This window comes from Variovorax sp. 05L425 (genome assembly GCF_056397705.1).
This window is the reverse complement of the sequence record NZ_JBFTNY010000001.1, coordinates 240,899-260,020: the sequence shown is the minus strand read 5'-3', so window position 1 is coordinate 260,020 and position 19,122 is coordinate 240,899. Positions and strand designations below refer to the sequence as shown.

Here is a 19,122-nt window from a genome sequence, read left to right as displayed (position 1 = left end):
CGGGATGAGTTCGCCTTGTTAACTTACAACTCTGTAAGTTACATGACTGTAATTTCCGAACGCGTGCTGCGAATCGGGGAAACCCCGGTGCCTCTCCCGGCGAGTCGATCACGAAGTTGAACGCGAGACGGGGGAAGTTCCGGAATCGCGAAGGTAGTCGTCCAAGCCCGCGATGTTCTGCACATGCGAGGACAGCATTTCGGCCAATTCATTTTGAAGGCGCTTTTCGCGCAATCGAGGCGTCAAGGTCTCGAGCTTCCTGGCCACCCACGCCTGGCCGCGATTGAGAAATTCCAATCGTTTTCTCAAATCCGGGATGGCCATCAATTTGTCGTAGAACTCGCCAGTGCGAGTGCTCGGCACTGCGTTGCAAGCTTGTATCGCGCGGATCAGGACACCGCACCACTTCACTTCGTCTTTCCATATGCCCCGTGCGATCACTCTCAGCGTGTCATCCTCGGTCTGGCGGGCAAGTTCCATCGACACACGAGCGCCGGCGCGTTCGGCCTCCAACAGTTCGTTCAGCGCGCCAAGCACCTCATCGTCGCTTGCGAGGTCCAGATAGGCCTCCTCCAACTCGCCCGCATAGCAGACCGGCGAGGAGACCTCAACCCTCTCGGCCACAGCTTCGGTGGCAACAAACAGAGACGCGGCCGCTTCGCGCGCAATGCTCTCGATACGCTCGCCCGCGGCCCGAACATCCCGGATGCGTGCAGCACCCTCCCCGGCGTACAAGGCCATGGCCTCCAGGTCGCCCGTCGTTGTTCGCAGAGGCGAGTCGGTGCTGAAAAGATAGATCGGTCGATCGGGTTCCCGGCCGATGGCCGTCAGTTCAGGCCCAAAAGGATCACCCCGATCGCCTCGGGTCACGCTGTTTTGCAGCACTCGAACCCGTGCGCCACGCGGCCAGTTGATGTGGAACGCTTGCGTCAGGATCGTGTCGCCGTCCCCCGCGTCGACGATCGCCTGCTTGTGGAAGTCATGAGCGAACGACTCCCGCGTCGCCAGCAAGGCCGTCCCCAGCATTGCGCCTTGTGCGCCGAGCGACAAGACAGTCGCCACGTCCTGACCATCTGCGATGCCGCCCGCTGCGAGGACGGGAAGGTCCACCTTGGCGAGCACGTCCGGAAGCAGGTCGCACAAGGGTTGGCTGCCGCGCACATGACCACCAGCCTCCCTCCCTTGCGCGATCAGGACTTGGGCACCCGCTTGCTGTGCCAGCACTGCCTCGTCGGCACTGCCGACCTGGCACATGACCAGCGCGCCCGCTTCACGCAGACGGCCGATGATGGCGTGCGAGAGATCCCAGAACAAGCACACCACGGGCACCTTCAGGTCGATGCAGGTCGCGACTTGTTCGTCAAGCAGTTTCTGATCCGTCGCGGCAGGAATGATGCTCACACCGAAGGGGCTGCTGGTGAGTGAACGAACCTTCCCGACCTCTTGCCGGATCAAGCCTGGCGATTCCCTCACCATGCCCAACAGCCCGAAGGCTCCCGCCTGGGTGACTGCTCCCACCAGTTCGGAGCGCGCAACCCCGCCCATTCCCGCCAGAACCAGCGGATAACGGCATCCCAGCAAATCGCACACGGGGCGATACAGCGCGCCGGAGCGCAGAGGCTCAACGGCCGGCAATCGATCAGACATCGCCATGGGCGGCTTCCTTTCAGCGGATGACCAGCACTGGGACTTTTGAATGAGTCAGGACCTGGTCCGTGTCGCTGCCGATGAGCAGCCGTGCAAACCCCGATCGCGCGTGAGAAGCCATCACGATCAGGTCGCAACCGTATTTGGCCGCCGCGGCGATGATCGCATCCGCAACGCCGTCCGAGACGGTGATTGAAGGTTTGAGTCGCACGCCGCTGGCTTCGGCGCGCGTCACCATCGGCTGCAGTGACTGTTCGGCTGCATCGACGGAGAGGGCTTCCGCACGGGCAATCTCGTCGGGCGTGAACACCGTCATGCCATCGAAGTAATTCATCGCGTATCGCGGCACGACACGCAGTGCGACGACATCCGCATTGCGCTCCATCGCCAGGTCGATCGCACGATCCACGGCCTTGTCGCAAAAGCGGGTGCCGTCCGTGGGCACCAGGATGTGATGGAACATGAGTCTTGTCCTTCAGGAAGATTGATCGAGCCGCAAGTCCTCTTGAGCGGAAAGCTCCGCCTCACAGGCACGCGCGCCAGTGATCTATCGTGTCCTGATCCATGCTCCATGTAAAACGACATTTATTGCCCGTTGAATGCAATGATCTTGCATTGATCTCGGTAGTCGCGGCCTTCGAACAGCGCGCTGTCACATCCAGCCCGGTTGTTGCATCTAAGGGGAAGGACTGCGAAGTCGCAAGTCCGCATCCCCGACGAAAGGGAATCAGAGCTCGCGCAATACCTCAGGTCGCTTTGACGGCGCTCTTCATCATTCACCACGGCAAGAAGACCCATGTTCCGAACGACAGAGACCTTGGACCCGATCCTCACGACCGGCCCAACGCCTGCGCCGATGAGCGCATCCGATCGCATCCGCTACCGGCTGATCGGTGCCGCCGCCCGCTACCACGCCAACGACAACATCTCGGCCTTCATCCTGCCGGGTGAACTCGAAGAGCTGAAAGCCGAAGTCGAGCATCGGATGCAGGAGGTGCTGCGTGCACTCGTCATCGACACTGAAAACGACCACAACACGAACGAGACCGCCCGGCGCGTCGCTCGCATGTTCCTGACCGAAGTCTTTCGCGGGCGCTATGTACCGATGCCGGCGATCACGGAGTTCCCGAACGCCTCGCGTCTCAACCAGATGATGATCATCGGCCCGCTCAACGTGCGCAGCGCCTGCTCGCACCACCTGTGCCCGATCATGGGAAAGTTGTGGATCGGCATCATGCCCAACGAGCATTCCAACTTGATCGGTCTTTCGAAGTACGCCCGTATCAGCGACTGGATCATGGGCCGCCCGCAGATTCAGGAGGAGGCCGTGATGATGCTCGCAGACGAACTGGAGCGGCGGGTGAAGCCCGATGGGCTGGCACTCGTGATGGCGGCGGATCACTCCTGCATGCACTGGCGCGGCGTCAAGGACAACGGCGCCAGCATGACCAGCAGCGTGATGCGCGGCGCCTTCCTGAAAGACGCCACACTGCGTCGCGAATTCCTGGCCTTGCTGCACGAGAAAAATTCCAGCGACCACTAGCGGTCCGCGTCCGTCGCGGGACGCCAATTACGGCTTCGAACGCCGGGTCCGCAAGACATCAGCCACGAGGAAAGCCAGTTCCAGGCTTTGCGATCCATTCAATCGCGGGTCGCAGGCGGTGCGATAGCGCTCTGACAGTGCCTCGTCGCCGAGGCCTTGGGCGCCTCCCCTGCATTCCGTGACGTCTTGTCCCGTCATCTCGAAGTGCAACCCGCCCGGATAGGTGCCTTCCTGCTGATGGGCCGCGAAAAATCCCCGCACTTCGTCGAGGATGCGACCGAAGTCACGCGTCTTGTAGCCGTTGGAAGAGGTGACGGTGTTGCCGTGCATCGGGTCGCAGGACCACACGGGCGTGCGTCCGGCATCCCGGACCGCGCGCAACAGTGGAGGCAGCGCATCGGCAACCTTGTCGCTGCCCATCCGGGCAATCATGACGACGCGACCAGGCTGCTGATCCGGGTCCAGACGATCCAGCAAGGCAAGCACATCTTCGGGCTTTGTGGAGGGTCCCAGCTTGACCCCCAGGGCGTTGTCGACGCCGCGGAGGTATTCCACATGGGCATCGTCGATGGCGCGCGTGCGATCGCCCAGCCAGAGCATGTGGGCAGAGGCGCCGTACGCGCGGCCGGTGTCCTCGTCATTGCGCGTGAGTGCCTCCTCGTAAGGCAGATGAAGCGCCTCGTGCGAGGTGTAGAACTCCACCGCATGCAGTTGTGGCGCCCTGGCAGCGTCAAAGCCACACGCCTCCATGAAAGCGAGCGACTGCGCGATGCGATCCGCCAGTTCCTCGAACCGCTCGCCCTGCGGGCTGCCGCGCACAAAATCGGCGGTCCACCCATGCACCCGGTGGAGATCCGCGAAACCGCCCTGTGCCAGCGCCCGCAGCAAATTGAGCGTGGCCGCCGAATGGGAGTAGGCGGTCAAGAGTCGTTCCGGATCAGGTGTACGCGCCGCGGTACTGAACTCGGCGCCATTGATGATGTCGCCCCGATAGGAAGGAAGGGTGACGCCCTGAATCGTCTCGGTATCGGATGACCTGGGCTTGGCGAACTGCCCGGCGATCCGACCGACCTTGATGACGGGGCAGGCGGCGGCGTACGTGAGCACGACGGCCATCTGGAGGATCACGCGGAAAGTCGACTCGACGGGCATCTGGCCCAGCTCGTCGAAGCTCTCGGCGCAATCACCCCCTTGGAGCAGGAAGGCCTCGCCGCGGGAGACGGCCGCAAGCCGATCCTTGAGCTGGGTGATCTCGCCAGGAAAGATCAGGGGCGGCAGGGAAGCAAGACGCGCCTCGACCGCCTTCAGCGCCCCTGCATCCGGGTACGTCGGAAGCTGCAGCGCCTTGCGTTGACGCCACGAGAAAGGTGACCAGGATTGCACGCCTGCGATGCTATTGCAGGTTCGGATGCCGGGATAGTCCAGGCTCACCTGGCGCGACGGGTGGGCTGGTATTTGTGTTTACTTTGGCATTAAATTCGAAGCTCGGCTGGTTTCCTTCTCTTCCGGCAAGTTTCGGGGGGTGTCATGAGAATTCAATCGAGTTCACGCTCGCCGGCGGTCGAACCGCTGCAGTCCATTGAAAATCAAGAGGTCGTGCGGAACCAGTACGAATGGACGCTGAGTTCCTTGGAGCGCGAATACCCGGTCATCGATCCTGACTCGAGCGAATACGACGAAGACCTGATGTTCGAGGTCTATCGCCGCTTGAAGCAGCTCGTCAGCAAGGACTCACCGCCAGCACGAGCCTTGGAGATAGCGGCCGCCGAAGTGCTTCGTCCATACGGCACGCATTGAGGGCGCGCTCGCTGCTCGCCTCCGTCCCGCCAGCGGACCCGTCGGTGGCATGGCCGCCTGCGCGAATGACACAGTGAGAGAGTCCGGCTCATGCAGAAACCCGCGCCTCTGCTGCGGGCCGGTTGGCGAGCACGAAGTCGGCGACCTGGATCAGCCCGGGAAAGATGCGCTGCGGATGCGAGTCGGCAATCGGAACGCCCGCGTTGTAGCCGTAGGGCACCGCCCAGGCGGCCACGCCGGCATTGCGCGCAGCGTCCATGTCGGTGCTCGAGTCGCCCACATGCGCGGCGCGGCGCGTGTCGCCGTTCAGCGCTTCGACCACGTGGCGCAGCACGCTCCCGTGGGGCTTCTTCTGCGGCAGGGAGTCGCCGCCAATCACGAGCTCGAACAGGCTGTCGAGCCGAGTGGCCTCGAGCACCCGGCGCGCGTGGCGCAGTTCCTTGTTGGTCACGCAGGCGAGTCGAACGCCTGCTTCGCGTAGCCGCGTCAGCGCCTCGTGCGCGCCGGTGTACGGCACGCACATGCTGCCGATCGCGGCGTTCAGGTCGTGCTCGAAGCTTTGCAGCACGGCTTCGACGCGGACCGTTTCCACCAGCGCCGGCTGCTCGAGGTACAGCCGTGCCAGCAGCTTGAGCATCAGCTGTCGGGCGCCGTCGCCAATGAGATGGGTGATCTCCTCCGTAGGCCGGCGTGCCACGCCGTGCGCGCCGAGCGCGAGATTGACCGCCTCCGCGATCTCGGCGGCGGTATCGACGAGCGTGCCGTCGAGGTCGAAGCTGACGATGTCGTAGACCATGTATTCACAAGGCGCTCAGGGCCGCCTTGCGGCGCTCCATCATTCGCCAGATGAAGGGCGTGAAGATCAGTTGCATCGCCAGCTCCATCTTTCCGCCGGGCACCACGATCGTGTTGGCGCGCGACATCCACGAGTTGTTGATCATGTTGAGCAGATACTGGAAGTCGATGCCCTTCGGATCGGCGAAGCGAATGACCACCATGCTCTCGTCGGCCGAGGGGATGTCGCGGGCGATGAAGGGGTTCGAGGTGTCCACGACCGGCACGCGCTGGAAGTTCACGTGCGTGTGCCTGAACTGCGGGCAGATGTAGTTCACATAGTCGGGCATGCGGCGCAGGATCGTGTCGGTCACGGCTTCGGTGCTGTAGCCGCGCTGCGTCTTGTCGCGATAGAGCTTCTGGATCCACTCCAGGTTGATCACCGGCACTACGCCGATGAGCAGATCCGGATGCCGGGCGACGTTCACCTCGGGCGTGACCACGGCGCCATGAAGCCCTTCGTAGAACAGCAGGTCGGTGCCCTCGGGCAGGTCTTCCCAAGGCGTGAAGGTCCCCGGCTGCTGATCGTAGGGTGCGGCCTCCTCGGCGTCGTGCAGATACTTGCGATGGCGGCCGACGCCGGTGTTCGCATAGTCGCGGAACAGTGCCTCCAGCTCCGGGAACAGATTGTTCTCGGCGCCGAAGTGGCTGAAGTTCATGTTGCCCTCACGCTCGGCCTCTGCCTGGCGCAGCTTCATTTCCTTGCGGTCGAATCGGTGGAAGCTGTCGCCCTCGACGACCGCGGCCTTCACGCGCTCGCGGCGGAAGATGTTCTGGAATGTTCGCGTGACCGACGTGGTCCCCGCGCCGGAGGAACCCGTGATCGAGATGATGGGATGGCGTTCAGACATGGTGTGTCCCCGAAGCTGGAATCTCTCATTCGCGGAACAGGCTGTGCCGGGCGAACAACGGGCTTTGCAGTTCGCCCCTGGCGGGCTCGGTGTGATACCGCTCGATGCGCTCGACCTCGATCTTCGAGCCGAACACCAGGCCGATGCGCTGGTGAAGCGACGTGGGTTGCACGCCCAGCACAGGCTGGCGCCCGGTGCTGGCGCGGCCGCCGGCCTGCTCCACGATGAATGCAATGGGGTTGGCCTCGTACAGCAGGCGAAGACGACCCAGCCTGGTCGGGTCCTTCGAGTCGCGCGGGTAGAGGAAAACGCCGCCGCGCATCAGGATCCGATGCACCTCGGCCACCATCGACGCGATCCAGCGCATGTTGAAATCCTTGCATCGCGTGCCGGTCCTGCCGGCCAGGCATTCGTCGACGTAGCGCTTGACCGGCGCTTCCCAGAAGCGGCTGTTGGAGGCGTTGATCGCAAACTCCTGCGTGTCGATCGGCACCCTGATGTGCGGATGGGTCAGCATGAATTCGCCGAGGTTGGGGTCGAGCGTGAACCCGGCCACGCCGTTTCCCACCGACAGCACCAGCATCGTCGTCGGTCCATACAGTGCATAGCCCGCAGCCACCTGCACCGCACCAGGCTGCAGGAAATCGGCCTCGGTCACATCGCGACCACTGTCGACCACCTCCTGCGGCGCGCGCAGCACACTGAAGACGCTCCCGACCGAGACGTTCACCTCGATGTTGCTGGAGCCGTCCAGCGGATCGAACACCAGCAGGTACTTGCCGCGCGGGTGCTGCGGAGGGATCTGGTAGGGCTCATCCATCTCCTCCGACGCCATGCCGGCGCAGTGGCCTCCCCACTCGTTCATGCGCACGAAGATCTCGTTGCTGATGACGTCCAGGGGCTTCTGGATTTCGCCCTGCACGTTGAGATTGCAGCCGAGTTCCCCGCCCTGCTCGCTCGCTGCGCTGCCGAGTTCGCCGAAAGCCACCGCGCGAGCGATCGCCTTGGCTGCGAGCGCCACGTCCAGGATCAGCGCGTTGAAGTCGCCGCTGGCCCCGGGAAAGCGCCGGCGCTGTTCGATCAGGTATTGCGTGAGAGTCGATCGATGGGACAAGGGCATGGTCGTCTTTCGATGCGTGAATCCGGATTCAGCGCTGCGCGCTTGCGTGCCAGTTGCTCAGTTCGGCCACTGTCGTGCCCTGCAGGTCGGACAGGACATGCAGCGCGCCCACGAAGTTGTGATGCACCGTGAAGTCGTTGGGGGTCACGATGGTCGGCAGACCGGCGTCGATGGCCGACTTGAGTCCGTTGGCCGAGTCCTCGAAAGCCAGGCACTGCGCGGCGCGCAGCTGCAGCCGCTGCAGCGTTTGCAGGTACACCTGCGGATGCGGCTTCTTGCGAGGGGCGGTGGAGGCGTCCTCGACGACCTGGAAGGTGTCCGCCCAGTCGAGACCGATTGCCGATCGCAGCACGAATGCGATGTTGACGGGCGACGTGGTGGTCGCGATCGCCAGGCGCAGCCCCGCATCGAACGCCGACTCGATCAGATGCAGCACGCCGGGTCGCAGCTGCACGGCACCTTCGTGCACCCTGCGCTCGTAGTGCGCAGTCTTGAGATCGTGAATGCGCTGCACGGTGTCGGCCAAGGCGCCGGCATCGATGACCTTGATGTCTCCGCGCACCTGGCCCCAGTAGTGCAGGATGCGCTCCTTGCCTCCCGAGACCTCCAGCAGCTGCGTGTAGAGCGGCTCGTCCCAATGCCAGTCGAGGCCGGCCTCGTCGAAGGCATCGTTGAACGCGGCGCGATGCGCGCTCTCGGTGTCGGCGAGCGTGCCGTCGAAATCGAAGATCAGGGCGCGCAAGGGTTCGGGCTTCACGGCGCCTCCTTTTCAGCGTTTGCAAACACCCGGCTGGCGAGGATGTCGCCGGCGGCGATGGTGCTGAGCTCGTCCGCCCCGAGCACGCGCTCGCGGTCGGCGTAGAGGCGGCTGGCCTGGCGCAGCCGCGCCCGGTCGAGTGCGTTGCGCACGCTGCGCGCGTTGGCGAAATGCGGTTGGGCGATGCGCAGGCGCAGGTAGTTGTCGAAGGCTTCGCGCGCCTCGGCGCCGAAGCGGTAGTGCGTGGCCGACAGCATGCGGTCGGCAATCTGCAGCAGCTCCGGCGTGGCGTAGTCGGGGAAGTCAAGGTGGTGCGCAATGCGCGAGCTCATGCCGGGGTTGGACTGGAAGAACGTGTCCATGCGGTCCTTGTAGCCGGCGAGGATCACCACCAGGTCGTCGCGCTGGTTTTCCATCGTCTGCAGGAGGATCTCGATCGCCTCCTGGCCGTAGTCGCGCTCGTTCTCCGGGCGGTAGAGGTAATACGCCTCGTCGATGAAGAGCACGCCGCCCATCGCCTTCTTCAAGACCTCCTTGGTCTTGGGCGCGGTATGGCCGATGTACTGGCCCACCAGGTCGTCCCGCGTCACGCTGACCACGTGCCCCTTGCGCACATAGCCCAGCCGGTGAAGGATCTGCGCCATCCGCAGCGCGACGGTGGTCTTGCCGGTGCCGGGGTTGCCGGTGAAGCACATGTGCAGCGAAGGCGCTTGCGCGGCCAGGCCGTGCTGGGCGCGCAGCTTGTCGATCACCAGCAGCGCGGCGATGTCGCGGATGCGGCTCTTCACCGGCACCAGCCCGATCAGGTCGTGATCGAGTTCATCGATGACCGTCTCGACCTGGCTTTGCGCCAGGACCTCGGCGACCGTGCGCGCGGCCGGCGCCGGTTCATCCGGCGCGGCGGCGGCAGGGGTGCCAGGGATCGCGTACAGAGGTGCGGTCATGGAGGTGACCGCTCCCCTTCGGGCTTGTCGGTCGCATAGCTGCGCACCGTGTAGCGCATCGTGCGGCCATGGGACTCCTGGCGCACGAGGCTGAAGCCGGCCTCGCTGGCGGGCCGGTTGACGATGAAGCTCATCGTGATGGTCTCGACGCCGCGTGTGGAGTCAAACGCCATCAGCCGGATGTAATGATGAGGGAAGGTCTTGCGGCATTCCTTCAGCTCGATCATCACGCCCGCCGCGTCCTCCAGATCGAACATCGGCATGCCGTACATCTCCCAGTACGTGTTGCGCGGATGCGGGTCGTCGGTGTATTCGACGCTCCAGGCGTAGCCCTTCCTGAGGCCGTAGTCGATCTGCATCGAGATCTCGCGGTCGGTGAGATCGGGCAGGAAGCTGAACTGGCCCTGGGTGATGCGGCCGGTTGGGTTGGTCATCATGGTCGGGATCTCCTTCAAGCCACCGATGCGGTGGTGGCGAAATCGCTGGTGTCGGTGGACGCGTAGTTGAAAGACACGTCCTTCCAGGTGTCGAGCGCCTGCTTGAGCGGTGTGCAATGGCGCGCCGCGGCCTGCAGGATCTCGGGGCCCTCCTGCCTGATGTCGCGGCCTTCGTTGCGCGCCTTGACGATCACCTCGAGCGCGACGCGGTTGGCAACCGCACCGGCCTGGATGCCCGCCGGATGACCGATCGTTCCGCCACCGAACTGCAGGATCACGTCGTCGCCGAACAGGTCGATCAGCTGGTGCATCTGCCCGGCATGGATCCCGCCCGAGGCGACCGGCATCACCTTGCGCATGTCGGCCCAATCCTGGTCGAAGAACAGGCCACGCGGCAGGTCCTGCTTCGTGAAGCTGTCCCGGCAGACGTTGTAGTAGCCCTGGACCGTCATCGGGTCGCCTTCGAGCTTGCCGACCGCAGTGCCGGTGTGCATGTGGTCGACGCCGGCCAGCCGCAACCACTTGGCGATCACGCGGAAGCTCACGCCGTGATTTTTCTGCCGTGTGTAGGTGCCGTGACCGGCGCGGTGCATGTGCACGACCATGTCGTTCCGGCGCGCCCAGTTCGCCATGCTCTGGATCGCCGACCAACCGATCACCAGGTCGAGCATGACCACCACCGAGCCCAGTTCCTTCGCGAACTCCGCCCGCTCGTAGATGTCTTCCATCGTCGCACCGGTGACGTTCAGGTAGCTGCCCTTGACCTCGCCGGTCGCCGCGCTGGCCTTGTTGACGCCGTCCATGACGTAAAGGAACCGGTCACGCCAGTGCATGAAGGGCTGCGAGTTGATGTTCTCGTCGTCCTTCATGAAGTCGAGCCCGCCCTTGAGCCCTTCGTAGATCACGCGGCCGTAGTTGCGGCCCGACAGGCCCAGCTTGGGCTTGGTGGTGGCGCCGAGCAGCGGACGTCCGAACTTGTCGAGCCGCTCGCGCTCGACCACCAGGCCGGTCGGCGGCCCCTTGAAAGTCTTCACGTAGGCGACCGGGATGCGGATGTCCTCGAGCCGTGCCGCCTTCAGAGGCTTGAACGAGAAGACGTTGCCGATCAGGCTCGCCGTCATGTTGGCGATCGAGCCCTCCTCGAAAAGGATGAGGTCGTAGGCGACCCAGGCGAAGTACTGGCCGGGTTGGCCGGGCACCGGATCGACCTTGTAGGCCTTCGCGCGGTAGCTGTCGCAGGCGGTCAGCCGGTCGGTCCAGACCACGGTCCATGTCGCCGTGCTCGATTCGCCGGCCACCGCGGCGGCAGCCTCGATCGCATCGACCCCCTCCTGCGGCGTGATGCGGAACAGGCAAAGAACGTCAGTGTCCTTGGGTTGGTAGTCGGCGTCCCAGTACCCCATTTGCCGGTATTTCAGGACGCCTGCGCTGTAGCGCTTCTTCGCGTCGGTGATGACGCCCAGTTCGACGGGTAGGTTCACAGAAGCCTCCAAGCAGCGTTGGGTGAGTGGGTGAACTCACTTTAGAAGTCGAATCAAGTAAGGTAAATTCAGACATTCTTTGCGTTTGAATAAGCATTTGCTTAATCATGAACATCACGTTCCGCCAATTGCGGGTGTTCGTCGAAGTGGTGCGCCACGGCAGCGTGCTGCGCGCCGCGGAGGCGCTGCACCTCACGCCGCCTGCGGTGTCGATGCAGATCAAGGAGGTGGAGTCCCAGGTCGGCCTGCCGCTTTTCGACCGCGCCGGGCGGCGGTTGTCGCTGTCGACCGCCGGTGAATACTTCGCGGTCTACGCGCAGCGCCTGCTCGGCACCCTGAAGGATGCCGAGGACGCCATGGCGCGCTTCAAGGGCGTCGAGTCGGGCGTGTTGACGATCGGCATGGTCAGCGCGGCGAAGTACTTCCTGCCGCAACTGCTGGCGCAATTCCATGCCGAGCACCCTGCCGTCGATGTGCGGCTGCGCCTCGGCAACCGCGAGCAGTTGGTGGCGCTGATGCAGGCGAACGAGGTAGAGCTCTCGGTGATGGGCCGGGCGCCCAAGGAATGGCCCAACCGCGCCGAACCCTTCGCGATGCATCCGCACGTCCTGGTGACTGCGCCCGGCCACCCCTTCGCGAGGGCGGAGAACGTGCCCGCGGGCGCGCTGGCGCGCGAAGGATTCATCGTGCGCGAACCGGGCTCCGGCACGCGCGCGGCGCTCGAGGAGTTCCTCGCCGTGCACCGCCTGGAGCCGATGTTCATCATGGAGATGCCAAGCGACGAGGCGATCAAGCAGTCCGTCATGGCCGGATTGGGCGTGAGCCTGGTCTCGCTCCACACCATCGGCCTGGAATGGCGCAGCGGGCTGATTGCTGCGCCGTCCGTGGAAGGTCTGCCGTTGATGCGGCGCTGGCACCTCGTGAACGCAGCGGCCAAGATCCTGTCGCCGGCGGCGGAGGCCTTCCGCTATTTCATCCTCGAGCGCGGCGAAGCGCACCTGGCCGCGATGTTCAGCGAGACGGCGCTGGCGTGAATCTCACTCCCCGTCAACTCCAGGAAAATCGAGATCCCTGCAGCGAAATCCGTCTGGTCGTACCATGCGGCCCTCGCATCTTCCGGAGGCGGCCATGCCCGACGGCAACGCGAAATTCGACAAGGAAGCCCTTTCCCTGATCGAGTCCCTCAAGGGCCGGCGCAAGCCCGCCAAGCGCGCTCCAAGGAAGGCGGCAGTGCCGCAAGGTGAAAAGCCACCGGTCAAGGGGACAGTCGTCGTTCGACGGGCTGCGAATCGCTTCTAGGCATTGGCTGGCGAAGCCCCGCTTGACGCCCAGCCGAGCCGCAGACATACTTAGGCAACCACCTAAGTATTGAGCTTTGCGATGCGCTGGACCCTTTACTACCACCCGCTCTCCTCCTTCTGCTGGAAGGTGCTGATCGCGCTCTATGAGGCTGGCGTCGACTTCGAGCCGCGACTGGTCAACCTCGGCGATCCCGCCGACCGCGCCGCTTTCGAGGCGGTCTGGCCCCTGGCCAAGTTCCCTGTGTTGCGCGACCACGCGCGAGGCAAGACGGTCCCGGAGTCGAGCGTCATCATCGAGTATCTGGCTCGCACCGAGCGCTCCGCGGCCTCCCTGGTTCCAGAAGACGCGGACCTGGCGATGCAGACCCGCCTGATCGACCGACTCATCGACAGCTATATCCACCTTCCGTTTCAACAGGTGGTCGCCGAGCGCTTGCGTCCGCAAGGGCAGCACGATCCTTTCGGGGTCGAGAAGTCGCGCGGCCAAATCCGCTCTGGCTACAACATGATCGCCCCGATGATCACCCGGCCCTGGGCCATGGGCGAGACCTTCACCTTGGCTGACTGCGCCGCCTTGCCCGCGCTGTTCTATGCTGACTACGCCGTTCCCTTGGCCGATTGGCCCGAACTCGATGCCTATCTCGGCCGCCTGAAGGCACGGCCCAGCGTGGCCAGAGTGCTGGCCGAGGCCGAACCCTTCTTCCAATACTTTCCGTTGAAGGACGGCTGATGCGTCCGAGGGCCGTCGATCTCGACCTGACCTTCCAGGCGCTTGCGGACCCGACCCGGCGCAACATGGTCGAGCGCCTGTCCCGCGGTCCCGCGACGGTCAGCGAGCTGGCCCAGCCCTACGGCCTGTCGCTGCCGGCCATCGTCCAGCACCTGGCGATGCTGGAGGACAGCGGCCTGGTGCGTTCCGAAAAGGTCGGCCGGGTGCGCACGTGCCGGATAGAGCCTGCCGCGCTCAGCCTCGCCGAGCGGTGGTTCAACCAGCGCCGGGCGGAATGGGACAAGCGTCTCGACCGTCTCGGCGAGCACCTCCAACGCTTTCCACACGGAGAACCGAAATGACCACCCCGACCGGACCGGACCGCAGCGTCGCCCATGGCGTTTTCGCCATCGAGCGAACCTATGCGTCAGTGACACCGCAGCGGGTGTTCGACGCCTTTGCGAGCATCGAGGGCAAGAACGGCTGGTTCACCGCGCCCAATGAACAATGGGACATCGTCGAGCGGGCCATGGATTTCAAGGTCGGTGGCCGCGAGCGATTGAAGGGCCGGTGGAGAAGCGGCCTGATCACCGAGTTCGACGCGACCTACTTCGACATCATCCCCGGAGAGCGAATCGTCTATGCGTACGAGATGCGCCTGGACGGGCGGAAGATTTCGGTCTCGCTCGCCACCTTCGAGTTCAAGCCTGCGGGCGCCGGCGCGAGGCTGATCATGACGGAACAAGGCGCCTTCCTCGACGGCTACGATGACAACGGCAGCCGTGAGCGCGGCAGTCGCGACATCATCGACAAGCTCAGCGCCTATCTGACATCAGCCTGAAGCGTCCTTGCGACGCTCACGGCCCAGCTGCTCCATGAGCTGTTCCCCTTCGTCGTCCTTGCCGTCGCTCGGTATCGACTCTTCCTGGGTCAGCTCGGGCTCTTCGTTCGTATCGGTGTTGCCACGCGAAGGGCGTGGCGCCATGGCTTTGTGGTTCATCTGCGCTCCATTCGGTTGATGAGGCGTCGATAGTGAGCCGGTGCCTTGCCCCGGGTCTCGGATGGAATCTCGCGCCGCTGTCGGCGTTCGCCGACGGGTTTGTCGGACTACTTCAGCTTGGCGTCTTCCCGCTTTGCTTCGGCCATGGCCTCCGGCTCCAGCTCTTCCGCATAGCGGTTGAACCGTATGAAAAGCCCCCATCCGGCCAGGATCACCCCGACAGAGCACAGCGTCGCCGCAGCGTAGAGCAGCAGCGAAGCGGATTGACGCGCCTTGAAGGTGGCGACGAGCGCTTCAACCGCGACCGCCACGACCACCACGACCATGAAGCGCGAGAGGAAACGTCGCACCCGGGTGGGCGCGCTGATGTGCGCGTCGCGGATGACTTCCTCCTCCGCGATGGTCTGGGAGATCTGCAATGCGACCACGGCAGCGGCCAGCAGCCCCATGGCCTCGATGATGGCTTCCGCCGCCGAGGCGTCCAGTTCGTTGGCGAATGCCGCCCACGCGATGCGCGCCGCAATGGCAATCAACATCAGTGCGGCCACCGCAAACAAGGCCGCCATGAACGCGTGGATTGCCGAGTAAAGGCCGAGCATCAGCTTCATGAGACCCTGATGCTGGCGTTCCCTTGCGCGCTACGGTGTCAGTCGCAACCTCGCGTCACCTCCCCATGGATCGAAAAGTCGTGTCAGGTTTTCGGATTCCACGATGGAATTTCGCCTACGCCGAGACGGCCTTCGCGAGTGACTGTCGAGCACATTGCAGCGCCATACATTCCGCCCCATGACCGATGTTCGCAAAGGCCAGGCGCCAGGCCATCTCGAACGCCGCGAGTTCCACGAGCGCTTCATGGAACCCTACCGCGACCCGGCGTTCAAGCCTGAAGCGAAGCCGCTCGAACGACTCGAATCCATCGCATGGAAGGCCTACGAGCAGGGGCGCAAAAGCCCGGTGACTCGCAAGGCGGGAGCCGGATTCGAAGACCCTGACTACGAGCTTTCCGTCGATTGGCTCGCGGCAAGGGATCGCATCCAGAAGGCGCAAGTTGAATGGGGCAACCCGCGCACGCCTTCGCGTGTCCTGCTCGTCAACGGCTCCCCGCGCAACGATGGTATGGGCGGACGATTCACCCGTGCAAGGGTTGCGTGTCCACTGCCATGCCGCTTTGCCATTGGCCTTGCAGCTGCTATCCGAACCACTCGCTGCGCCAGACTGGCGACTGGATGAACGAGATCTACGAGCGATGGGTTGCGGCGCATGGGGTGATCCTCTTCACGCCGACTCACTGGTATCAGGCCCCGAGCGCCCTCAAACTCATGATCGACCGCCTGGTTTGCTCGGACGGCGGCAACCCTGATCCCACCACCACGCACGGCAAGAACGCCGAAGAAGCCAAGGCGCTGGAGCTCAAGGGATGGAGCTACCCCAAGCATCTGCAGGGCCGCGCCTACGGTGTTGTCGTGCATGGCGACGTGGCCGGCATCGAAAGCCTGCGGCGCAATCTCTGTGACTGGCTCGAATGGATGGGCTTGATCGACGCCGGAGCCCAGGCGCGGCTGGATCGGTACATCGGCTACTACGAACCTTATGCGACCAGCCAAGAGGCACTGGATCGCGAGCAAGCCTTGCAGGAAGAGGTTCGAAATGTCGCGCGGGCCGTTGCGCGCGCCGTGGCCCAATTGCGAGCGGGGCAACTGAAGCCTGCCGACTCCTGCCTCCACCGCCCGCGGCCTAAATGAATGGCGTCATGAATCTTCCTTGCCAATGACGGTCACCTTGCCATCCGTCTCCAAGACGGCGCGAGCGACGTCCGAAATCTGCTTGTTCCCAAGCGCCTGGCGAATGGCCTCATGGAGGTTTCTCTCGGTGACGAGGGCTTTCCGCATGGCTGCGTGGTCCATTTGGCCGGCACGGACGAGTTCGATTTCATGCCCGTTGACCAAATCCTCGAACCAATACCAGCGTGTGCTTGCCAACGCCACTGCGCGGTGGATGAGCACGAGGACCGCAGACGCGGCGACGGTAGCCCAGAACGGTGAAGCACCCACCACCGCCCGGCTGAGCACGGCACCGAGAAGAACGGTGATGCATGCGTCGAACGGGCTGTGCTGGCCGAACGAGCGCCGTCCCGATGCGCGAATGAGGATGAGCGCGACGACGAACACCACCGCCGCCCGCATCGCCATTTGCCAGATTTCCAGATCGGCGCCTTCTCCGAATACCAGGCGGACGAGTTTGATCACGGCGTTCTCCTACTACGTGGCGCCAAAGGACTGCGCGAAGATTCTTCCCTCATTCCCAGGGGGCCTTCGATGTACAGCATTGGCTCAGAGCTCAAGGATGTGAAGCTCGAGAAGCTTCGTCCAACGCAGATCACTGTCGGGTTCAAAGAGGTCGACAAAAAACGTCAGTCGTGGGCTAAGTTGGGCCGCAAGGAAAGGCGCGATGCCATGCGCCGAGAGCTGTTCCCCGCCGTCAAGGGTCCGGGGAAGACCTACTACATCCTGAACCACCATCACACCGCCGCGGCTCTGGTCCGGGAAGAATCCGAATGCGTTCTGGTGGGCGTCGTGAAGGACCTGTCCCAGTTGGAGCCGGAAGGCTTCTGTGGCCGGCGAGGTTCGGGATGCCGGCGGCTTTGCGAAGTCTGAGGCGCCCTTTCTCGAGTTCCTCTGGGCGAATCACTTTCGGAGCGCTATTCCGAGAAAGCTTTTCGAGAAAGATCCGAAGAAGGCCTTGGCCCAGGCGCTGGCGCTGGCCCGATCGAAGAAGAGCTCATTTCTGCCCGGCTGGCCAGGGCACAGCTGATACTTCCTATGCCGCCCGGCGTGCCTTGCGCCGACTTTTCGATCGTTCCACCCGTTTCGTCCACCGAACCGCCAATGCATTGGCGGTTGCGAGCAGGCACAGCACCACGAGCCGCTTGGCAAGCAACCGCATGGCTCTTTCCACGCGGCCGTCAACTTCGCGTTGCACATCCGCGGTTCGACCCAATCCGGAATAGTCGGGCAACGGCTGCCGAACGACCGGGGCCATCGATCCTCTGCTCGGCGCCGCGCCGTCTGCGCTGTCCTGGGTGGCCTCCATCGCCCTGGCAGCGGCGCGCGAGCCGTGTTCATCCGCATAGGCTTTCGTGAACTCCGCACCGAGCAGGAAGATCTGCGCCGCGTAGTAGACCCAGGCCACCAGCACAACCAGGGAGCCCGCGGCCGCAAAGGCCTGCTGGAAGCCGCTCTTGCCAAGATAGAGCCCGATCAGCAGCTTTCCCAGTTCGAACAACAGCGCGGTGACGAAGGCGCCGATCGCCACATCCTTCCAGGCAATGGGCACCGTCGGCATCAGCTTGAAGATCATCGCGAAGAGAAGCGTGAAGATCCCGATCGAAAACAACTCGTTGACGCTCTGCAGGATGAGCTCCCGCCCTGGGAGCAAGGCGCCGAACCAGGTATCGAATGCGGCGAGCAGTGCGCTCACCATGAGCGACACGATCAGCAGGAATGCCAAGCCGAGGATCAAGCCGAAGGACAAGAGGCGCGCGCGCAGCACGGCCCAGAGCCCCGAGGGCTTCTCCTTGTCGGGGACATGCCAGATGCGATCGAGCGCACTCTGGAGTTCTGCGAAGACCGAGGTCGCGCCGACCAGCAGCACCACGACGCTGATCGAACCCGCGACCAGGCCACGCTCGGGCGCGCTCGCGCTGCGCAGCAGTGCTTCGACAGCCGAAGCGCCGTCGCGCCCGACGAGGCCGGCAATCTCCGCAACGATCTGCCCCTGCGCGGCTTCGCGGCCGAACAGCGCGCCCGCGATGGCGATGACGATCACAAGCAGTGGCGCCATCGAGAAGATCGTGTAGTACGAGATGGCTGCGCCCATGCTGGGCGCATAGTCATCGACCCACGCGGATGCCGACGTTTTGCAAAGTTCGATGAAATGGGTGGCCTTCATGGCTGACTCCGTCTGCGGGAGAAGCTTGGGGGACGGTTCGGTTCAGGTCGTCGCGTTCGCTGGCGGAGCGATCGGAGGGGCGAGCGGAATGTGGGACGCGATGGCGTTGACCAGCGCGTCGGCAAAGCCGCCTTTGGCCCGGCCTTCCCGGCGGGCGCTGGTGAAGACGCGCGGCTTTGCGCTCCAAGCAATGCGCGCGCCGCTGCGTTCGAGGGTGCGCACCAGTTCGACATCCTCATTGCAGGCCAGATGCCTGAAGCCTCCTGCGCGGCGATAGGCGACGGCGGAAACACCGAGATTCGCACCGTGGATGTGCCGATGTCCGTCGACGTCGGAATAGGTGCGCAGAAAATGTGCGCGCAACCAGTCGGCGTGGAGGCCATGGGTCGACCAGTCTTGTATGGCGACGCAGCCGCATACGGCATCTGCATCCAGCACCAACTGGTCCACCAGCCAGCTTGCCGAGACCTGGGTGTCGGCGTCCGTGAAGGCAAGCCAGCGTGCACCCATCGCCAGTCCGGCTTCGGCACCCACGGCCCGGGCGACGCCGACGTTGTGGGCCCGAATGCTGACGGTGCGAGCGCCGGCACGCGTCGCGTGCACGGAGGTGGCGTCGGTGCAAGCGTCGAGCACGACGACGATTTCGACCCGCTCGCCGCCGAGTCCCGCGTCGCTGGCTGCAAGCCGCGCCGCCTGGACTGTTTCGCCGATGACCTTTTCCTCGTTGTGCGCGGGAATGATGATGCAGATCAT

General features: G+C 64.0%; 22 protein-coding genes and 2 pseudogenes. 9 read left to right on the top strand and 15 right to left on the bottom strand.

Going from position 1 to position 19,122, the window contains the following annotated elements; genetic code table 11:
* Positions 1-108: 108 nt before the first annotated feature.
* Together AC1DN9_RS01265 and AC1DN9_RS01260 are read right to left on the bottom strand one after the other, a co-directional pair.
* Positions 109-1,653 carry a nitronate monooxygenase gene (locus AC1DN9_RS01265; protein WP_478096512.1) on the bottom strand — a complete coding sequence of 515 codons (1,545 nt, stop codon included), beginning with the start codon at positions 1,651-1,653 and terminating at the stop codon, positions 109-111.
* Positions 1,654-1,666: 13 nt separating this feature from the next.
* Entirely contained in the window at positions 1,667-2,110 is a 444-nt protein-coding gene (locus AC1DN9_RS01260) for a universal stress protein (protein WP_478096510.1), read from the bottom strand.
* 333 nt (positions 2,111-2,443) lie between these two features.
* On the opposite strand from AC1DN9_RS01260, the gene folE reads away from it, so the two are divergent.
* Positions 2,444-3,190 (top strand): GTP cyclohydrolase I, encoded by a 747-nt coding sequence (gene folE, locus AC1DN9_RS01255; protein WP_478096508.1) that lies wholly within the window; start codon positions 2,444-2,446, stop codon positions 3,188-3,190.
* Between the two features lie 27 nt (positions 3,191-3,217).
* Here the strand turns inward: folE and AC1DN9_RS01250 are convergent, their stop codons facing one another.
* A complete protein-coding gene (locus AC1DN9_RS01250; protein ID WP_478096507.1) occupies positions 3,218-4,573 on the bottom strand; it encodes a class II 3-deoxy-7-phosphoheptulonate synthase in 1,356 nt (451 codons plus the stop codon).
* 144 nt (positions 4,574-4,717) lie between these two features.
* Here AC1DN9_RS01250 and AC1DN9_RS01245 point away from each other — a divergent pair, with 144 nt between their 5' ends.
* Positions 4,718-4,987, top strand: a complete 270-nt coding sequence (locus AC1DN9_RS01245) for a hypothetical protein (protein WP_478096505.1) — start codon at positions 4,718-4,720, stop codon at positions 4,985-4,987.
* A gap of 88 nt (positions 4,988-5,075) precedes the next feature.
* Here the strand turns inward: AC1DN9_RS01245 and AC1DN9_RS01240 are convergent, their stop codons facing one another.
* The 7 genes from AC1DN9_RS01240 to AC1DN9_RS01210 are packed head-to-tail and all read right to left on the bottom strand — an operon-like array spanning position 5,076 to position 11,411.
* Positions 5,076-5,783: an HAD-IA family hydrolase gene (locus tag AC1DN9_RS01240; protein ID WP_478096503.1), complete on the bottom strand. Its 708-nt coding sequence runs from the start codon at positions 5,781-5,783 to the stop codon at positions 5,076-5,078.
* A gap of 4 nt (positions 5,784-5,787) precedes the next feature.
* Positions 5,788-6,672, bottom strand: coding sequence for a phosphoribulokinase (locus AC1DN9_RS01235; RefSeq protein ID WP_478096502.1), 885 nt, complete (start codon positions 6,670-6,672; stop codon positions 5,788-5,790).
* 25 nt (positions 6,673-6,697) lie between these two features.
* Positions 6,698-7,792: a class 1 fructose-bisphosphatase gene (locus AC1DN9_RS01230; RefSeq protein WP_478096500.1), complete on the bottom strand. Its 1,095-nt coding sequence runs from the start codon at positions 7,790-7,792 to the stop codon at positions 6,698-6,700.
* A 28-nt stretch (positions 7,793-7,820) separates the two neighbouring features.
* Positions 7,821-8,549, bottom strand: coding sequence for an HAD-IA family hydrolase (locus AC1DN9_RS01225; protein ID WP_478096499.1), 729 nt, complete (start codon positions 8,547-8,549; stop codon positions 7,821-7,823).
* Positions 8,546-9,493, bottom strand: coding sequence for a CbbX protein (gene cbbX, locus AC1DN9_RS01220; RefSeq protein WP_478096497.1), 948 nt, complete (start codon positions 9,491-9,493; stop codon positions 8,546-8,548). The genes AC1DN9_RS01225 and cbbX overlap by 4 nt, the downstream gene beginning before the upstream one ends.
* Entirely contained in the window at positions 9,490-9,930 is a 441-nt protein-coding gene (locus tag AC1DN9_RS01215) for a ribulose bisphosphate carboxylase small subunit (protein ID WP_478096496.1), read from the bottom strand. Before AC1DN9_RS01215 ends, cbbX begins: the two co-directional genes overlap by 4 nt.
* Before the next feature lie 14 nt (positions 9,931-9,944).
* A complete protein-coding gene (locus tag AC1DN9_RS01210; RefSeq protein WP_478096495.1) occupies positions 9,945-11,411 on the bottom strand; it encodes a form I ribulose bisphosphate carboxylase large subunit in 1,467 nt (488 codons plus the stop codon).
* A gap of 107 nt (positions 11,412-11,518) precedes the next feature.
* On the opposite strand from AC1DN9_RS01210, the gene AC1DN9_RS01205 reads away from it, so the two are divergent.
* The 5 genes from AC1DN9_RS01205 (at position 11,519) to AC1DN9_RS01185 (ending at position 14,262) form a co-directional block, all read left to right on the top strand.
* On the top strand, positions 11,519-12,445 hold the full coding sequence (locus tag AC1DN9_RS01205; RefSeq protein WP_478096494.1) for a LysR substrate-binding domain-containing protein: 927 nt from the start codon (positions 11,519-11,521) through the stop codon (positions 12,443-12,445).
* 94 nt (positions 12,446-12,539) lie between these two features.
* Positions 12,540-12,710, top strand: coding sequence for a hypothetical protein (locus AC1DN9_RS01200; protein ID WP_478096492.1), 171 nt, complete (start codon positions 12,540-12,542; stop codon positions 12,708-12,710).
* An 81-nt stretch (positions 12,711-12,791) separates the two neighbouring features.
* Positions 12,792-13,442, top strand: coding sequence for a glutathione S-transferase family protein (locus AC1DN9_RS01195; protein WP_478096491.1), 651 nt, complete (start codon positions 12,792-12,794; stop codon positions 13,440-13,442).
* Positions 13,442-13,783 carry an ArsR/SmtB family transcription factor gene (locus AC1DN9_RS01190; RefSeq protein WP_478096489.1) on the top strand — a complete coding sequence of 114 codons (342 nt, stop codon included), beginning with the start codon at positions 13,442-13,444 and terminating at the stop codon, positions 13,781-13,783. The genes AC1DN9_RS01195 and AC1DN9_RS01190 overlap by 1 nt, the downstream gene beginning before the upstream one ends.
* Entirely contained in the window at positions 13,780-14,262 is a 483-nt protein-coding gene (locus tag AC1DN9_RS01185; protein ID WP_478096488.1) for an SRPBCC family protein, read from the top strand. The genes AC1DN9_RS01190 and AC1DN9_RS01185 overlap by 4 nt, the downstream gene beginning before the upstream one ends.
* On the opposite strand, the gene AC1DN9_RS01180 is transcribed toward AC1DN9_RS01185, so the two are convergent.
* The gene (locus tag AC1DN9_RS01180) at positions 14,254-14,421 is read right to left on the bottom strand and encodes a hypothetical protein (protein ID WP_478096487.1); all 168 of its coding nucleotides are present in this window, start codon (positions 14,419-14,421) and stop codon (positions 14,254-14,256) included. The genes AC1DN9_RS01185 and AC1DN9_RS01180 overlap by 9 nt on opposite strands.
* A 107-nt stretch (positions 14,422-14,528) precedes the next feature.
* Positions 14,529-15,029 (bottom strand): hypothetical protein, encoded by a 501-nt coding sequence (locus AC1DN9_RS01175; RefSeq protein WP_478096485.1) that lies wholly within the window; start codon positions 15,027-15,029, stop codon positions 14,529-14,531.
* 178 nt (positions 15,030-15,207) lie between these two features.
* Between AC1DN9_RS01175 and AC1DN9_RS01170 the strand changes: the two are divergent.
* Positions 15,208-16,163: pseudogene (locus AC1DN9_RS01170) on the top strand (flavodoxin family protein).
* 6 nt (positions 16,164-16,169) lie between these two features.
* Here the strand turns inward: AC1DN9_RS01170 and AC1DN9_RS01165 are convergent.
* Positions 16,170-16,667 (bottom strand): DUF421 domain-containing protein, encoded by a 498-nt coding sequence (locus AC1DN9_RS01165; RefSeq protein ID WP_478096483.1) that lies wholly within the window; start codon positions 16,665-16,667, stop codon positions 16,170-16,172.
* Between the two features lie 69 nt (positions 16,668-16,736).
* On the opposite strand from AC1DN9_RS01165, the pseudogene AC1DN9_RS01160 reads away from it, so the two are divergent.
* Positions 16,737-17,232, top strand: a pseudogene (locus AC1DN9_RS01160) (ParB-like protein).
* A gap of 6 nt (positions 17,233-17,238) precedes the next feature.
* Here AC1DN9_RS01160 and AC1DN9_RS01155 read toward each other — a convergent pair.
* Positions 17,239-18,369, bottom strand: a complete 1,131-nt coding sequence (locus AC1DN9_RS01155; RefSeq protein ID WP_478096481.1) for a YihY/virulence factor BrkB family protein — start codon at positions 18,367-18,369, stop codon at positions 17,239-17,241.
* A 42-nt stretch (positions 18,370-18,411) separates the two neighbouring features.
* Entirely contained in the window at positions 18,412-19,122 is a 711-nt protein-coding gene (locus AC1DN9_RS01150) for a glycosyltransferase family 2 protein (RefSeq protein WP_478096479.1), read from the bottom strand.

What these genes read in the sequence shown, in the direction of transcription:
- AC1DN9_RS01235 (WP_478096502.1), bottom strand. Translation starts at nt 6,672, where the DNA reads ATGTCTGAACGCCATCCCATCATCTCGATCACGGGTTCCTCCGGCGCG.
- AC1DN9_RS01215 (WP_478096496.1), bottom strand. Translation starts at nt 9,930, where the DNA reads ATGATGACCAACCCAACCGGCCGCATCACCCAGGGCCAGTTCAGCTTC.
- AC1DN9_RS01205 (WP_478096494.1), top strand. Translation starts at nt 11,519, where the DNA reads ATGAACATCACGTTCCGCCAATTGCGGGTGTTCGTCGAAGTGGTGCGC.
- AC1DN9_RS01245 (WP_478096505.1), top strand. Translation starts at nt 4,718, where the DNA reads ATGAGAATTCAATCGAGTTCACGCTCGCCGGCGGTCGAACCGCTGCAG.
- AC1DN9_RS01185 (WP_478096488.1), top strand. Translation starts at nt 13,780, where the DNA reads ATGACCACCCCGACCGGACCGGACCGCAGCGTCGCCCATGGCGTTTTC.
- AC1DN9_RS01175 (WP_478096485.1), bottom strand. Translation starts at nt 15,029, where the DNA reads ATGAAGCTGATGCTCGGCCTTTACTCGGCAATCCACGCGTTCATGGCG.
- AC1DN9_RS01180 (WP_478096487.1), bottom strand. Translation starts at nt 14,421, where the DNA reads ATGAACCACAAAGCCATGGCGCCACGCCCTTCGCGTGGCAACACCGAT.
- AC1DN9_RS01260 (WP_478096510.1), bottom strand. Translation starts at nt 2,110, where the DNA reads ATGTTCCATCACATCCTGGTGCCCACGGACGGCACCCGCTTTTGCGAC.
- AC1DN9_RS01150 (WP_478096479.1), bottom strand. Translation starts at nt 19,122, where the DNA reads ATGATCTGCATCATCATTCCCGCGCACAACGAGGAAAAGGTCATCGGC.
- AC1DN9_RS01200 (WP_478096492.1), top strand. Translation starts at nt 12,540, where the DNA reads ATGCCCGACGGCAACGCGAAATTCGACAAGGAAGCCCTTTCCCTGATC.
- AC1DN9_RS01195 (WP_478096491.1), top strand. Translation starts at nt 12,792, where the DNA reads ATGCGCTGGACCCTTTACTACCACCCGCTCTCCTCCTTCTGCTGGAAG.
- cbbX (WP_478096497.1), bottom strand. Translation starts at nt 9,493, where the DNA reads ATGACCGCACCTCTGTACGCGATCCCTGGCACCCCTGCCGCCGCCGCG.
- AC1DN9_RS01230 (WP_478096500.1), bottom strand. Translation starts at nt 7,792, where the DNA reads ATGCCCTTGTCCCATCGATCGACTCTCACGCAATACCTGATCGAACAG.
- AC1DN9_RS01265 (WP_478096512.1), bottom strand. Translation starts at nt 1,653, where the DNA reads ATGGCGATGTCTGATCGATTGCCGGCCGTTGAGCCTCTGCGCTCCGGC.
- folE (WP_478096508.1), top strand. Translation starts at nt 2,444, where the DNA reads ATGTTCCGAACGACAGAGACCTTGGACCCGATCCTCACGACCGGCCCA.
- AC1DN9_RS01190 (WP_478096489.1), top strand. Translation starts at nt 13,442, where the DNA reads ATGCGTCCGAGGGCCGTCGATCTCGACCTGACCTTCCAGGCGCTTGCG.
- AC1DN9_RS01155 (WP_478096481.1), bottom strand. Translation starts at nt 18,369, where the DNA reads ATGAAGGCCACCCATTTCATCGAACTTTGCAAAACGTCGGCATCCGCG.
- AC1DN9_RS01240 (WP_478096503.1), bottom strand. Translation starts at nt 5,783, where the DNA reads ATGGTCTACGACATCGTCAGCTTCGACCTCGACGGCACGCTCGTCGAT.